Source organism: Archaeoglobus sp. UBA230 (assembly GCA_002507545.1).
Taxonomy (GTDB): Archaea; Halobacteriota; Archaeoglobi; order Archaeoglobales; family Archaeoglobaceae; genus Archaeoglobus.
Map to the genome: position 1 here is coordinate 56655 of DAVR01000030.1, position 13167 is coordinate 69821.

Consider the following 13167-nt stretch of genomic DNA (forward strand, 5'->3'; position numbering starts at 1 on the left):
TTTTTTCGTTAAAATTTTATTTGAGTTGGCAAACAAAGCTTATGGTTTCACTTTCCACCTGCATGCAGTGCGCTCTTTGCAGTTCATCGTGCAGCATGCGTTACAACATGAACATTAGGAAGCTAATCGCCCATTATCTCGGCAAGCGGAATGAATTCTGGAGCGATGAACTCTGGAACTGCACCACCTGCCATGTCTGTCAGGATAGATGTCCGAGAGGGATTCCAATAACGGACTTGATCATTGAGGCGAGGAGCAGAACAATTGAGAGTGGGAGAGTGCCGTCTGACGTAAGGGAAATGCTTGAAAGTATACAGAAATTCGCCAACCCCTTCGGGGTTGGTAAGGCGAAGAAAAGAGAATGGCACAGAAACAGGTTTAAGTTTGCTGACGATGGGGATTTTGAGTATCTTTACTTTGCCGGTTGTGGCGTTGTTGACGAAAGGGTTGGAGAAGTTGCAAGAAAAACCGCTGAACTTTTAGAGGCTGCTGACGTTAATTTTGCAATTCTGAGGGAGGAAGGGTGCTGCGGTAATGACGTAAAGGCTGTAGGCGAGGAGGGGCTTTTTGAGATGCTGAGAGAAGAGAACATGGCTGTGTTTGAGGAATATGGTGTGGATAAACTGATTGTGTCCTCACCCCACTGCTACAACGTCTTCAAAAATGACTATGATGGGATAAAGGTATATCACGTCTCGGAAATCTTTGAAAAAGCCATTGAAGACGCAAGACTGAGGTTTAGAAGCGTTCTTGAGCTGAGAGTCACATTCCACGATCCGTGCTATCTTGGGAGATACAATGGGATTTACGATTCGCCGAGAGAGGTTTTAAAGGCAATTCCCGGCATAGAGCTGGTTGAGATGTCAAGGAACCGCGAAAATGCTCTCTGCTGCGGGGCTGGAGGGGGAAATGTAGTGAGAGATGTTGAGTTTCGACCTTCCCTGATGAGGGTGGATGAAGCTGAGATAACTGCTGCTGACGTTCTCGCAGTCTCATGCCCCTTCTGCCTCATGATGCTTGAGGATGCTGTAAAGGTTAAGAAAGTCGAGATTAAAGTTTTGGATGTTGCCGAGCTTTTGTATGAAGCAGTTTTTGGTGCTTAATAATTCACATACTGCAAACTTTTTTATTCTAAGCAAATTAAAGTAAGATGTGTTTGGATACCACGAATTGTCAGAGTTCTCCACTAAAATTGGAAAATTTTCAATCAGAGTTGAGAAGAATGGGAATTTTTACAGATATGTGAGGGAAAATGGTGGAAGAAAGGAGAAGAACATCTTCACAGGCTCCGGAAGATTGATCATAAATCCAGTTGAACCGGTAAACTTGCCAAAGGAAATTACAAACTTTCTACAAATTAAGTTTGATAAGAAGTTCATGGCCGAACCGAAATCTTCGACTGAAGTGTACTTGACCTTCCCGATCGAGATTGCGATTTTTGTCGCCGCCAAGAGGAGTGTAGGCCTCATAGACGTTTTCTCACTTAACAAGCCGAAGTTCACACTCTATGGCGATCCAAGAACGGGGATAATTTGCAGATATTGGGAGAGTGAACTATACACTGACGTTCCGGAAGTGGACAAATACAGAGAGGGTGTTATGAAGCTCAGAATCACAAACAGTGATGATGACTGGGTTGATGTAAGCAGCATCGTTCTGGACGTCTATGGAATGAAGATATACTACGATGATGAGATGGTTTACTCAGCAGCTTCAATGAACGTAACCTCCCCCAAAGTTGCCGAAACGAGGTTCATAGAGCGTCCCCTGAGAGATAAGATGAAAAAGGCTCTGGAGCTTTACGTTGCAAGAAGAATTGCTGTAACAGGGAGCAAATTCGTCATGGAGTGGGGACTATGATAGACGTGCTGGGTTACAGACTTTATCAGGATGTGACACTCTACGATGTTCTTTTCGTAATCGTTGTGATGGTTGTAGCCACCATTATAGCCAAGCTGGTGACCACCAATTTACGGAGGACTTTGATAGACAAGATGAAAAGGGATCAGCTTGAGCTGATGCTTAAAATCATTTATTTCGGTATAATCACCGTAGCCTTCATAGGGGTTCTACCCGCTCTCGGTCTGGAGTTGTCAGGTTTACTGGTTGCTGGCGGTATTGTGGGCATAGTCATAGGTTTTGCCAGCCAGAGTGTTGTTGCAAACCTCGTTTCCGGGATTTTTCTGATCTCAGAGAAACCCATAAAGATTGGAGATCAGATCAACATTGACGGTGTGGCAGGCTTTGTTGAAGATGTGAACATTCTCTCCACCATCATCCGAACCTACGATGGTTTGTATGTCAGAATTCCTAACGAAAAGGTCTTCACATCCAACATCACGAATTACGTCGCTCACGTTGCAAGAAGGTTTGAGTACGTGGTGGGAATAAAATACAGCGACGATGCTGAAAAGGCAATTGAAATCATAAAGAAGTTGATTGAGGAGCATCCCTTTGCCCTTAAAAATCCTGAACCGCAGGTTTTTGTTGACAATCTGGGAGACAGCAGTGTAAATATTGTTGTGAGAATATGGGCGCCATCAACAGAGTGGTACAATGTTAAAATGGAGTTGCTGTGGAAGATAAAGACTGAGCTTGAGAAGAATGGTATTGAAATTCCATTCCCACAGAGGGTTGTTTGGTTTGCGAACGAGCTGAAGGCGGATATAGATGAAGGTAAGGAAGAGAGACGGCAGAGTTGAGGAGTTCAGCAAAGCCAAAATAGTCAGAACTTGTTTGAGGGCAGGAGCAAGCAAAAGGGTTGCTGAGAAGGTTGCAGAGGAAGTGGAGAGGAGGATATATGATGGGATAAGCACTGATGAAGTTCTTGAACTCGTAATTGAGTTTTTGCTGAAGCATGAGTATACCAAAGCGGCAAGATACGACTTGAAACGTTCCCTTCTTCGCCTTGGACCGACAGGTTTTGGATTTGAGAAATTCGTGGCAAGATTGCTTGAAGAGTATGGATACAGAACGGAGACAAACGTTGTCGTGGAGGGCAGATGCGTAAATCAGGAAATTGATGTTGTCGCTGAGAATGAGAGGGGAAGATACATGGTGGAGTGCAAGTTCCACAATGTGCCAATTTACACCGGACTGAAGGAGACAATGTATACATACGCCAGATTTCTTGATGTCAAGGATGTGGGAGGGTTTATTCAGCCATGGATTTTTACGAACACAAAGTTTTCTGGTGATGCAAAAAGATATGCCGCATGCATGGGGATAAAGCTGACTGGCTGGAATTACCCTGAGAATGAGAGTATTGAGGTGATGCTTGAGAGTAAAGGTCTGTATCCCATCACGATTTTGAGAATAGATAAAGAAACGCTGAATGTTGTCGTGAGTGCTGGATTAGTCTTCTGCAGGGATGTGATAAAGGTTGGCGAATCTAATTTGAGGAAAGAGCTGGGACTAAGCAAAGACGAGGCGAGAAGACTTGTAGAGGAAGCAAAAAAAGTAATCATTTAACGAGCAATACCGGCTTCCTTGAGTTCACCAGCACTTGCTCCGTAGTTTCCCTTAAAATTCGTCTTCCCTCTATCTCAACCACACCGCAACCCATTACTATCATGTCTGCGTTCAGCTCTTCCGCAACGTCAACAATGTCCTCAGCGGGTGTCTTACCTCTGATGAGCATCCTTTTCGAGGCCTTTACACCACTTTTCTCAGCTATTTCCACTGCCTTCTCCAGCAGTCTTTCCCCCCTTCGTATGTCCTCAAGAGTCGTTTTGTTTCCTCCAAACAAGGAATGAACGACAACTATTTCTTCACCACTGTCTTTTGCCATCTCTATAGCCTTTTTCAAAGCTCTAAATCCCAAGTTCTCATCAGCAACCGGAACAACGATCATGTAAGTACCTCCATCTCTACTATCTCTCCCCTCTTTATCCCGTAAATCCTGTCCACAATGTCTTTAACGTGAGTTGCATTCGACTCTGCCATTAAAACCGAAATTCCCTCTTCCTTGAGCTCTAAAATGCCAGAAGCGAGCCTTGATCTCACTACTGGAGCCAGACCCTCTAAAGGCTCATCAAGAAGAATCAGTCTCGGGTCTGCTGCCAAAGCCCTCGCAACGGCAACCATCTTCTGCTGTCCACCACTAAGCGTCATTGCAAGACGGTGAGTCTGATCTTTGAGTTCAGGAAAGATTCTGAAGACTCTTCGCTTCACCTCTTCTTCATCCACCCCCAGCATCCTTGCAGGGAAGAGGATGTTGTCTATAACGGTGAAATCCGGATAAAGCCTTCTATCCTCAGGCGCATAGCCTATGCCAAGTCTGAACCTTTCGTGTGCCTTCATCGAAGTTATATCTTTGCCTTTAAAAACGATTCTCCCCGAAATCACAGGCAGAATCCCCATTATACTCCTCATCGTCGTTGTCTTTCCAGCCCCATTTGGACCGACAATACAAACGATCTCAGCTTCATCCACTTCCATTGAAAGGTCCCTCAAAACTGGAACCTTTGCGATATTCACGTTTATCTTGTCAAGCTTAAGCATAAAACCACCTCAATCTCCAATTAAAATCCTTCTGACCTCTTCATCTTCCAGAACTTCCTTTCCTCCCTCTTTCAGGATTTTACCATCGTGCATGACCAGTATTCTGTCTGAATACTCTGCAACAATGTCCATGTCGTGCTCAACAATCACGGCGGCAATTTTCCTCTCCTTCAAAACCTCTGCTATTGTCCCCATGACTTGATCCCTCTCCTCCAAGCTTATTCCAGAGGTAGGTTCATCCAGCAAAACGAGTCTTGGTTGTAAGGCGAGAGCCATTGCCACATCAAGCAGCTTTCTGTGTCCATGGGGAAGCTCAGCAACAAGTTTAAGAGGGATTGAGAAGATTTTAAGTAATTCCATTGCCTCCTTCCTCGCCCCCTCAAATTTGTCAACAGTTCTATGAAATATCCTTGAGTGCCCGTTTCTCGACAAAATGGAGACTAAAATATTGTCTAAGGAGCTTAAAAACTCATAGACCATCGGTATCTGGAAACTTCTACCAATTCCAAGTTTTACTCTCTGATGAGCAGGTAGCTTTGTTATATTTCTCCCCTCAAAGTATATCACTCCAGAATCAGGTAGTAAAGCTCCTGAAATGAGGTTTACAAGGGTTGTTTTCCCACTTCCATTGGGGCCGACAACTGATACAAACTCTCCATCCTTGATCTCCAACGAAACACCGTCAACTGCATGAACTTCACCGAAATATTTCTTAAGACCCTCAGCCTTTAAAATCCCCATGTTATCACCTATCGTCTCCATAACAATCTCCTTTCAATCTCACCCATTATTCCAAGCGGAACGAATAGCACAATTCCGATTATTATTATTCCAGCCACCATATACCAGTAAATCAGCGCAGATGACACGAAGGCTTTGAGATACGTGAAAACAAAGGCTCCCACAACAGGGCCGGTAAAGCTCGTGAATCCTCCAAGTATAGTCATTGCAACCAACTCTCCCGATCTTGTCAACCCAAGAACGTCATCAGGAGATATCTGTCCGAGGAAGAGAGCATAGAGAGCCCCTGCCATCCCCGTGAACACTCCAGAGACGATGAAAGACCCAAGCCTGTATTTGGTTATAGATATTCCCGCAAACCTCGCTCTCATCTCACTATCTCTTATGGCCTGCAATGTTAGGCCAAATGGGGATTTCAGGATTATTCTCAGAGTCAGCATGCTTGCAAAGAAGAACACAAGGATGAGGTAGTAAAACTCCGTCACTGAAGCTATTTCTTTACCAAAGAGGTAGGTGTCATAAATCCTGATTCCATCATCACCACCTGTTATTGGCCTCAGTTTATGGGCAAGAGCGTAGAAAAGCGATGCTAAAGCAATTGTAAGCATCGTGAAGTAAATCCTCGTATGTCGGACGCAGATGAAGCCCACCATAACTGCAACAACAAAGGATGTGGCTATGCTTGCTGGAAACAGTATTTCGATAGCTGTTATGTCGTAGTGCTTGATTAAAAGCCCGACGGTGTATGCCCCTGTACCGAAAAAGAGGGCGTTACCGAAGGACAGCAGCCCGGTGTAGCCGAGAAGGACATTTAAAGCCAGTGCTGAGATGCCAAAGAGCAATGCCAGTCCTGTCAGGTAGGTAGGATACTCCCCTACAAAGGGCACGATGAAGAGCAGAATCGCTATCACAGCGTAAAGTATTCTGAAGTCTCTCAATGTTCAACACCTCCGAACAATCCGCTTGGTTTCACTATAAGCACGGCAATCATGATGACGTAAACGATTGCAAGCTCTATTGCGGGAAACATAGATATTCCGAAGGACCTGACAAGGCCAATAAGAAGAGAAGCAACAAGAGCTCCTTTTATGCTCCCTAAACCTCCAACAACAACCACAACGAGGCCGATAATGAGCATATCAATGTCCAGCCCGATCCATGCTCCAGTGACGGGAAGCATCAACCCACCACCAAACCCTGCAAGGAAACAACCGAGGAAGAATGTCAGAGCGTAAACTCTGTTAACGTTCACACCAAAGGAGCTTGTGACTTCCTTGTCAAAGGATGTGGCCCTTATTATCATTCCAACCTTAGTTCTGAAGAGCAGATACCACAGTACAACTGCGAGAATGGCAGCAATGGCTATCAAATAGATGTTGTAGAGAGGCATTGTGTAGCCCGCTATGGAAACAGTCCCAAGCCTAAAAGTGATAGTCGGGTCAGAGATTGGCATTGTGCCCCAGCCTATTCTGAATACGTCAATGAAGACGAAGATCATGCCATAGGTCATTAAAAGTTCGAAAAGCTCTCCCCTACCATAAACTCTACTCAGCAAGCCTCTTTCAAAGGCCATTCCAACGCATCCAGCCAAGGCACCTGCTATGAATGGAGAAGCAAGGTAAAGGATCGTATCCTGAGAAAACCTTGTTATTGAGTAGGCAATGTATATCCCCAGCAGATAGAAGCTTCCGTGAGAAAAGTTGACGACTCTGAGAATTCCAAAGATTATCGTTAGCCCAGTTGCCACCAAAAAAAGGATGGAAGCGAAAATCAAACCATTAATTATCTGGGGGATCATTCTACCACATCACCATGTGGCCACCCAGTCTGTTCCCTTCGTAAAAGCTGGTGGTTCGTGCTTTTCCGGAGGCAGTATTAGCTTGTTGTTCGGGTCGAAGATGTAGGCAAATTCTACGCCTTCAAAAAAGCCCAAGGTATCTTTGACACATACTCCACACTCGACTGGCCAGAGAACCCTGTGATCCTCCCCCCTCATGATACCCTCCCCAAAGGGGGTCGGTATCTTGTCGAGGTTCTCCATGGCATCTCTTATTTCATCCCTTGTTGGAAACTCTCCCTTCTCCTCGTAGGCCTTCTCGACCGCAGCCTTTAAGGTGTAGAAAGCTGTAATTGCATCTGATATCCCTCCAACCTGCGCCCAGCCGTAGGTCTTGTAGTGCCAGATGATAAATTTCCTGTACTCTGCATAATCTATCAAACCCTGATTCCCCTGTTGTGGGTGTCCATAAACAGGAATTTCCCTCTTTATTGATGGATAGAAATCCCAGTATCCACAAAGTATCGTGTTTCCACCGGTCCCCTTCAGCAAACCGTAGGGGATTAGCTGATCTACAAATCGCGTGAAATCAGTCCCCCAGAGGCTTGTGAAGATGAAGTCGGGCTTCATTTCGATTAGTTCTGTTATGTATGGCGTGTAATCTGGGGCGAAGATTTTTGGATAGAGGGGATCGAGTAATTCAACATCAGGTTTGAGCTTTTTAACGGCTGGTGTGAAATAATTGTAGTTATCGTATCCATATGCATAGTCCTGATGCACCTGGGCGATGGTCTCAACCTCGGGGAATAGTTCCTTCACAATATATGCCGCCTGGATAGCATGGGAAGCTGTAGAGTTGGCGGTGTGGAACACCCAGTCAAATACGCCCTTTGATGCATCCTCCGGATCCTTCCAAGTGCCATACTCTGCCCTCGCCTGACATTGCAGGTAGAAGGTGTTGTTCTCATCACAAACGGGAGCAACTGCAAGGCTATGGTTCGTGCCAGGAATGCCTGTAACGACATCCACCTTATCCTGCAGGCAGAGCTTTTTCGCCTTCTCCACCGTGTCGGAGGGACTTACTCCCTGATCCTCATGAATGACCTTAACTTTTGCCCCTGCTATCCCGCCAGCAGCATTGAACATCTCCGCAAGATAGTCGGCGGTGTTGTGGAAAGGTTCTCCAAAAACGGCTGCAGGTCCTGCTCTGAAAGAGATGACTCCAATTTTAAGCTCCTTCGTAACCTTGGGTGTTGTCGGAGGGGTTGTGGGGGTCGGTGTAACCTGTGCAGGTGGTTGTGCACAACCACCAAGCATCATCCAAGCCGCACCGGCACCGACAAGTTTCAGAAATTCTCTTCTTGTTGACCTGTTCATTCTATCACCAATTTCAATTTATAATTGACATATTTAAAACTTTCTTTGCGATTTAGTTCATTCAATACGAATTAAAAAAATGTAATAACAATTTCACCAGCTGTTAATCCACTCTATTGGATCAGTGAGGGCTGGTGGTTCTGTCTGCTCGGCCGTTACAAGCAAAGCTGGGTCATGGACGTAAGGTCTTTGCAGTGGGTCATCTGATGGAGCTTTCGAAACCACTCCAGGTGCTGCACCCCAGAGAACCCTGTGGTCTTCTTTCCTCACAATCCCCACTTCTCCAAAGCTCTTGTAGCTTCCGAGGTTTTCGAGGGCATCCCTTATGTCGTCATTTGTCGGAAACTCACCTTTCTCCTCATAGGCTTTATTTATTCCAGCTACCCAGAAGTTCAGTGCATCTCCAGCATCGAAGGCTCCCGACTGTGGGAATTGACCAAACCTGCTCTTAAACTCCTTTATCAGCCACTCCCAGTCAGGATCAAAATCCTCAGGTTTGACAGGATATGCAATGCCCTTCTGCGAGGACTGCTGCACATGACCAAAAACCGGAATTTCCCTACCTGTAACAACATAGAAGTCCCAGTATGCACATAGCAATGTGTTTCCACCGGTCCCCTTCAGCAAACCATAGGGGATTAGCTGGTCAATAAATCTGGTTGTGTCAGACCCCCAGAGGCTTGTGAAGATGTAGTCTGGCTTTGAATTCACGAGTTCTGTGATGTAGGGTGTGTAGTCTGGAGTGAAGAGTTTGGGATAGAGGGGATCGAGGAGTTCTACATCCGGCATGAGCTTTTTGATAGCAGCACTGAAGTAGTTGTAGTTGTCATAGCCCCACGCGTAGTCTGGATGAATTTGTCCCACAACCTTTGCGTCTGGTGCGAACTCTTTCAGCAACCAAGCTGCCTGAACAGCATGTGCTACAGCCGAGTTGTTTGCCTTGAAGACCCAGTCCATAACCCCCTTAGACGGGTCTTCTGGGTCTTTCCAAGTCACATAGGGTATTCTGGCCTGACATGCTATGAAGAGAGTGCTGTTTTCCTCTGCTACAGGCGCTGCAGCCATTGAGTTGGCGGTAGAGTTCAAACCCATTATAACATCAACTTTGTCTTCCAAGCACAGTTTCTTGAACTTCTCAACCGTATCAGAAGTGGAGCCTTCCTCCTCGTGAATTACCTTGATTTTTGCTCCCGCCACACCTCCGGCGGCATTTATCCTCTCAACCATCATGTCAATGGCTCTGTGTGCTGGCTCACCAAAAGCTGCTGCAGGTCCTGCTCTGAAAGCGACATAGCCAAGCTTAAGTTCCTTCGTAACCTTGGGTGTTGTCGGAGGGGTTGTGGGGGTCGGTGTAACCTGTGCAGGTGGTTGTGCACAACCACCAAGCATCATCCAAGCCGCACCAGCACCGACAAGTTTCAGAAATTCTCTTCTTGTTGGTCTCATACACCACACCATTTAAATTGTTAATTGTTATTGTTCACATCCAAATTTAAAATTTTCGCAGAATTTGAACAATATTGTATATTTTATAACAATTTACGTGAAAGCAAAACCATTTTTTAATAATTGTGATAAAACATTATACTGCTCAATCCTGCTCAGTCCTTACAGATTCCACTATAATTTTCCCAGCAACAACCTCGTCTATACTGTGAATAACTCCACCCAAATCCTCGATAACCCTCTTTATCTCGTCATAATTTAGGTCATCCCCAAGAATCGTTATCTTTATGGACTCGGTAGCCTGATCTATCTCAGAAAGATGGATATTGACACCATCAACATTTTTGATTTCACTCAATCTCAAAGCAAAAACAGTCGTCTGCGGCTCATGTGGCTTTAATACATCAAGCACGAGCCTTCTTAACCCCTTCACACTAAAAGCTTATTAGCTCCTTATTTAACGTTTTTGCATGTTCGATCTGCACGTCCATACCGTGTTCAGTGATGGAGAACTGATACCGTCCGAAATTGCAAGGAGAATGGTGGCTGCAGGTAACGAAGGCTTTGCAATAACAGACCATGCTGATTTTTCGAATATATCCGATATCCTGTCAAAACTTGAAAAGCTGAAGGATTTTATGGATTTATATGATGCCAAGTTCCTCATTGGTGTCGAAGTTACGCACGTCCCACCGGAACTGATTGGCAAAGCTGTTGAGCTTGCGTGGAGAGAGGGAGCAGAGATAGTAGTTGTGCATGGAGAAACTGTGGTAGAACCGGTTAAGAATGGCACGAATTTTGCAGCTTTGAACGAGGAAATAACGATTCTTGCTCATCCGGGATTGATGTCTGAAAAAGAGGCGGAAATGGCAAGGGAAAATGGTATTCATATCGAGATAACGTCACGAAAAGGACACAGTCTGACCAATGGATATGTTGCCAAACTCGCAGAGGAATTCAGATTCAATCTTGTAATAAACACCGATGCCCACTCACCATCCGATATAATAAACGATGAGATGGCTGAAAAAGTCCTCAGAGGAGCGGGAGTCGAAGATTGGAGAGAGGCACTTGATAACAACAGGAGATTGTTCAGGAGGCTCAGAAAATGATCCTGTTCTCCGAATGTCTTTTCACCATATCATAGGTCATGAAGTTCGCAATTTTTGCAAGCTTCTTTTTCTCTTCACAATCGTCAAAGTAACTGAGAGCTCTAAAGCTTTTTTCTGCAAATTCTACCATTTTCTCCGTAACCTTTGGAATAACTTCATTCTTACCATACTTTTCCTCATAAATCTGAGGAAGAGTTCTGGATTCGAAGATAGAATACTTATCATCGAGCGCCCTTGTATATTCAAGCAAATCGTCAACAATCTGGTAAGCCAGACCCAGATTCAGGCCATACTCAAACAGCTTATCTGCAGCCTTTCTATCATCGCAAACGATCTTGCATGCACTTCTTGCTGAATAGGCAAATAATGCAGCTGTTTTCTTCTCTATACACTCAAAATAATCCTTTTCATCAAAGGGTTCTTTCACGCTGTAAAAGTCCAAAACCTCTCCTTCTGACATCATCATGCCCACTTGGGAAAAATCTTTTATTATCTCTTCTCCATATTTTGATGTAAGTTCGACAGATTTTGATATCAACCAGTCTCCAAGGACTATTGCCAGCGCAATGTCATATTTTTTGTGCAACGCTTGTTTTCTTCTCCTTTTCTCTGCCTTATCAATCACATCGTCATGAACGAGGCTCGCAGTGTGGATGAGCTCAACTGAGATGGCGAGGTCCATGACATCATTGTAATTACCACCACACATCTTTCCACTCAAAAGGACGATAAGAGGTCTGCTCCGCTTACCGCCGGCTGTAATGGCATAAGATAGGGCTTTTTTTATTTTGGGTACAGTATCCACTACTTCAACAAATTTCAACAGGTTTTTTTCGAAAATCTGGTACTCTAACCAGTTTTCTATCACTCGTATTGTTTTTCTGTGTTGAACTTATAACTGTTTCGAGATATTTCGACAAACTTCATTCCCTCCACGCGATAAACACACTCGATAGTATCATTGCTGCTCCAATTAATTGTTTCCAAACCATGATTTCTTCGAAATAGAGATACCCTATTACAAATGCTGAGAGAGGTTCCAGCAATGCCAGAATTGGTGCTCTCTGGACCTTTACATACTTGACACCGTATGCGAACAAGGTGAAAGGGATTGCGGTAGGGATCGTTCCGAGACCTATAACCCACCAAATGTTGGAAACCGTGCCAAAGATGAAAAAGTAGGGAAGGAGTATAATAGTTCCTAAACCAAGATTCAAAAAGGTGATTTGGAGAGGGGAATGATTTTTTCTTGCCTCTTTTGAAAGAATGAAGACAAAGGCATAACTGACTCCAGAAAAAATACCAAATAAAATACCCGTGTTTATTTCGGCATAGGGTGTAAGTATCATGTAAAGACCCCCGATTCCCAATGGAACAGCTATGAGTGTTTTTACCTCTACTTTCTCGCCCATAAGAGCTGACAGAGGGACTACATAAACGGGGGCCATATACAGCAACAGCGCCGCAGTTGCAACTTCCAGATTTTGAATGGCCGTGATATAGTTTACAACCGTCAGAAGGTTGAATATGGCAAGTGAAAAAAGCGTCCTGTCTATTTTTGGTATCTCATGGTTAAGCAGGCATAAAAAGGCGATTATTAAGAGAGCTGAAGAGAATCTGAGAAAGGTAATTGTTAGAGCATCACCTTCAAGATTTCTCACAAAAATGGAGACTGTGCTCATGAGCAATGCTGAGGTGGCAACAGCAGCACTTCCAAGTCGCATGGCAGACTACTGAAGTTCGTGATGCTATAAAGCTTGCTGTGGTCAAAAAATCTAACTTCAGAAGGGGGTTATACAAAACGTGGATGTGGGTATCTGCAAGAGGTGCGGTGAATTTGAGGGTAGATGTGAATGTGGAAAAGGTAGGATATTGTTGAACTCAGAGAAGAGGAGAAAAGTGAGCAAGTTCTTGAGTGGAATCTTGAGACATTTTGGTGAGGAATTTGGTATTGAGGTTGATGAAGAGGGGTGGGCGAGAGTTGAGGACGTTTTGAGAGTTCTGAAAGAAAGATACGGGATTGGAAGAAAACATCTTGAGCTGATTGTAAAATTTGATAAGAAGGAGAGGTTTGAGATTAGAAATGGCAAAATCAGGGCAAAATACGGGCACAGCATTGCAGTAAATACTGCCTGGAGTGAGGGTGGAGACATCCCAGCAAAGTTATACCACGCAACCTCTCCTGAAAACTTTGTATAGTCCTGAAATTTT

At 44.5% G+C, this 13167-nt stretch carries 16 protein-coding genes; 6 read left to right on the forward strand and 10 right to left on the reverse strand.

Going from position 1 to position 13167, the window contains the following annotated elements; all coding sequences use genetic code 11:
• Positions 1 to 20 precede the first annotated feature (20 nt).
• From BP688_RS10015 to BP688_RS10030, 4 genes are read left to right on the forward strand one after another with little or no spacing between them, the layout of a single operon-like run.
• Positions 21 to 1103, forward strand: coding sequence for a (Fe-S)-binding protein (locus BP688_RS10015; protein ID WP_290624624.1), 1083 nt, complete (start codon positions 21 to 23; stop codon positions 1101 to 1103).
• A 49-nt stretch (positions 1104 to 1152) separates the two neighbouring features.
• Positions 1153 to 1860 (forward strand): DUF432 domain-containing protein, encoded by a 708-nt coding sequence (locus BP688_RS10020; RefSeq protein ID WP_290596435.1) that lies wholly within the window; start codon positions 1153 to 1155, stop codon positions 1858 to 1860.
• Positions 1857 to 2702, forward strand: a complete 846-nt coding sequence (locus BP688_RS10025; protein ID WP_290596436.1) for a mechanosensitive ion channel family protein — start codon at positions 1857 to 1859, stop codon at positions 2700 to 2702. Before BP688_RS10020 ends, BP688_RS10025 begins: the two co-directional genes overlap by 4 nt.
• Positions 2671 to 3471: an ATP cone domain-containing protein gene (locus BP688_RS10030; protein WP_290596437.1), complete on the forward strand. Its 801-nt coding sequence runs from the start codon at positions 2671 to 2673 to the stop codon at positions 3469 to 3471. Before BP688_RS10025 ends, BP688_RS10030 begins: the two co-directional genes overlap by 32 nt.
• Here BP688_RS10030 and BP688_RS10035 read toward each other — a convergent pair.
• From BP688_RS10035 to BP688_RS10070, 8 genes are all read right to left on the reverse strand, one after another.
• A complete protein-coding gene (locus BP688_RS10035) occupies positions 3464 to 3853 on the reverse strand; it encodes a universal stress protein (RefSeq protein ID WP_290596438.1) in 390 nt (129 codons plus the stop codon). The two genes, BP688_RS10030 and BP688_RS10035, sit on opposite strands and share 8 nt — an antisense overlap.
• Positions 3850 to 4503: an ABC transporter ATP-binding protein gene (locus BP688_RS10040; RefSeq protein ID WP_290596439.1), complete on the reverse strand. Its 654-nt coding sequence runs from the start codon at positions 4501 to 4503 to the stop codon at positions 3850 to 3852. The genes BP688_RS10035 and BP688_RS10040 overlap by 4 nt, the downstream gene beginning before the upstream one ends.
• A gap of 9 nt (positions 4504 to 4512) precedes the next feature.
• Positions 4513 to 5265, reverse strand: coding sequence for an ABC transporter ATP-binding protein (locus BP688_RS10045; RefSeq protein ID WP_290596440.1), 753 nt, complete (start codon positions 5263 to 5265; stop codon positions 4513 to 4515).
• Positions 5253 to 6182, reverse strand: a complete 930-nt coding sequence (locus tag BP688_RS10050) for a branched-chain amino acid ABC transporter permease (RefSeq protein WP_290596441.1) — start codon at positions 6180 to 6182, stop codon at positions 5253 to 5255. The genes BP688_RS10045 and BP688_RS10050 overlap by 13 nt, the downstream gene beginning before the upstream one ends.
• The gene (locus BP688_RS10055) at positions 6179 to 7042 is read right to left on the reverse strand and encodes a branched-chain amino acid ABC transporter permease (RefSeq protein ID WP_290596442.1); all 864 of its coding nucleotides are present in this window, start codon (positions 7040 to 7042) and stop codon (positions 6179 to 6181) included. Before BP688_RS10055 ends, BP688_RS10050 begins: the two co-directional genes overlap by 4 nt.
• A gap of 9 nt (positions 7043 to 7051) precedes the next feature.
• A complete protein-coding gene (locus tag BP688_RS10060) occupies positions 7052 to 8398 on the reverse strand; it encodes an ABC transporter substrate-binding protein (protein WP_290624032.1) in 1347 nt (448 codons plus the stop codon).
• Between the two features lie 93 nt (positions 8399 to 8491).
• Complete coding sequence (locus BP688_RS10065) at positions 8492 to 9844, reverse strand: ABC transporter substrate-binding protein (RefSeq protein WP_290624030.1); 1353 nt, start codon at positions 9842 to 9844, stop codon at positions 8492 to 8494.
• A gap of 145 nt (positions 9845 to 9989) precedes the next feature.
• Entirely contained in the window at positions 9990 to 10277 is a 288-nt protein-coding gene (locus BP688_RS10070; RefSeq protein WP_290597874.1) for a DUF211 domain-containing protein, read from the reverse strand.
• Positions 10278 to 10314: 37 nt separating this feature from the next.
• On the opposite strand from BP688_RS10070, the gene BP688_RS10075 reads away from it, so the two are divergent.
• Positions 10315 to 10956: a histidinol phosphate phosphatase domain-containing protein gene (locus BP688_RS10075; RefSeq protein ID WP_290597875.1), complete on the forward strand. Its 642-nt coding sequence runs from the start codon at positions 10315 to 10317 to the stop codon at positions 10954 to 10956.
• Here the strand turns inward: BP688_RS10075 and BP688_RS10080 are convergent.
• Both BP688_RS10080 and BP688_RS10085 read right to left on the reverse strand, forming a co-directional pair.
• Positions 10946 to 11824 (reverse strand): polyprenyl synthetase family protein, encoded by an 879-nt coding sequence (locus BP688_RS10080; protein WP_290597876.1) that lies wholly within the window; start codon positions 11822 to 11824, stop codon positions 10946 to 10948. The genes BP688_RS10075 and BP688_RS10080 overlap by 11 nt on opposite strands.
• Positions 11825 to 11879: 55 nt before the next feature.
• Positions 11880 to 12680: an EamA family transporter gene (locus tag BP688_RS10085; RefSeq protein ID WP_290597877.1), complete on the reverse strand. Its 801-nt coding sequence runs from the start codon at positions 12678 to 12680 to the stop codon at positions 11880 to 11882.
• A 79-nt stretch (positions 12681 to 12759) separates the two neighbouring features.
• Here BP688_RS10085 and BP688_RS10090 point away from each other — a divergent pair, with 79 nt between their 5' ends.
• Positions 12760 to 13155 carry an RNA 2'-phosphotransferase gene (locus BP688_RS10090; protein ID WP_290597878.1) on the forward strand — a complete coding sequence of 132 codons (396 nt, stop codon included), beginning with the start codon at positions 12760 to 12762 and terminating at the stop codon, positions 13153 to 13155.
• Positions 13156 to 13167: the final 12 nt, after the last annotated feature.

Bases quoted from the DNA above. Each gene is read 5' to 3' on its own strand.
- BP688_RS10025 (WP_290596436.1), top strand. From the start codon at position 1,857: ATGATAGACGTGCTGGGTTACAGACTTTATCAGGATGTGACACTCTAC.
- BP688_RS10030 (WP_290596437.1), top strand. From the start codon at position 2,671: ATGAAGGTAAGGAAGAGAGACGGCAGAGTTGAGGAGTTCAGCAAAGCC.
- BP688_RS10035 (WP_290596438.1), bottom strand. From the start codon at position 3,853: ATGATCGTTGTTCCGGTTGCTGATGAGAACTTGGGATTTAGAGCTTTG.
- BP688_RS10040 (WP_290596439.1), bottom strand. From the start codon at position 4,503: ATGCTTAAGCTTGACAAGATAAACGTGAATATCGCAAAGGTTCCAGTT.
- BP688_RS10045 (WP_290596440.1), bottom strand. From the start codon at position 5,265: ATGGAGACGATAGGTGATAACATGGGGATTTTAAAGGCTGAGGGTCTT.
- BP688_RS10055 (WP_290596442.1), bottom strand. From the start codon at position 7,042: ATGATCCCCCAGATAATTAATGGTTTGATTTTCGCTTCCATCCTTTTT.
- BP688_RS10060 (WP_290624032.1), bottom strand. From the start codon at position 8,398: ATGAACAGGTCAACAAGAAGAGAATTTCTGAAACTTGTCGGTGCCGGT.
- BP688_RS10065 (WP_290624030.1), bottom strand. From the start codon at position 9,844: ATGAGACCAACAAGAAGAGAATTTCTGAAACTTGTCGGTGCTGGTGCG.
- BP688_RS10075 (WP_290597875.1), top strand. From the start codon at position 10,315: ATGTTCGATCTGCACGTCCATACCGTGTTCAGTGATGGAGAACTGATA.
- BP688_RS10085 (WP_290597877.1), bottom strand. From the start codon at position 12,680: ATGCGACTTGGAAGTGCTGCTGTTGCCACCTCAGCATTGCTCATGAGC.